The sequence below is a fragment of the Mesorhizobium sp. M1A.F.Ca.ET.072.01.1.1 genome, assembly GCF_004023325.1.
GTDB lineage: Bacteria > Pseudomonadota > Alphaproteobacteria > Rhizobiales > Rhizobiaceae > Mesorhizobium.
Window position 1 is genome coordinate 1 of record NZ_RZSF01000713.1, and the last position, 487, is coordinate 487.

Sequence of the window (487 nt, forward strand, 5' to 3'; positions counted from 1 at the left end):
CGTGCCGTTCGCCACCAAGCTTTGCCGCGAGCCACACCATCCAGCGTCCCGGCCGTGAACCAAGACGGCGCGCCAGCGTAATCGATCCAAGTTCTATAGCAACAATCCGGGGCGGCCTGTCCGGCCTCAACTGGGCCATGATCCCATCCACCTTGCCGATCTTGACCTGCCTGCGGTCGACGACCTGTTTGTCCAGTAGATCGCGCAGCAGATCCATCACGAGCCTCCGAATATCTGCAAGGGTATGGCCACCACGGCAAGGACGAAACCCAGCGCAATGACGAAGATCACCGCGGCATTCGAAATCATGCCGTTGCGATGGTCGCCGACATAACGTTCATCGTTGAGCAGGAAGAGGAATGGCACCACGGTCAGGGGCAGGCTGGCTGCCGTGACTGCCATGGAGAAGATCGTGAGTTTCAGCGGGTCGAGGCCAAGGCCTATTGGTATGGCGGCAAGAAGCAGCGAGATCGTATAGACGCTGCAG

General features: G+C 59.5%; 2 pseudogenes. Both read right to left on the reverse strand.

Going from position 1 to position 487, the window contains the following annotated elements:
- Positions 1 to 217, reverse strand: a pseudogene (locus EOA32_RS37675) (hypothetical protein); the annotation flags it as partial.
- Positions 217 to 487 (reverse strand): annotated as a pseudogene (locus EOA32_RS37680) (divalent metal cation transporter); the annotation flags it as partial. The pseudogenes EOA32_RS37675 and EOA32_RS37680, both read right to left, overlap by 1 nt.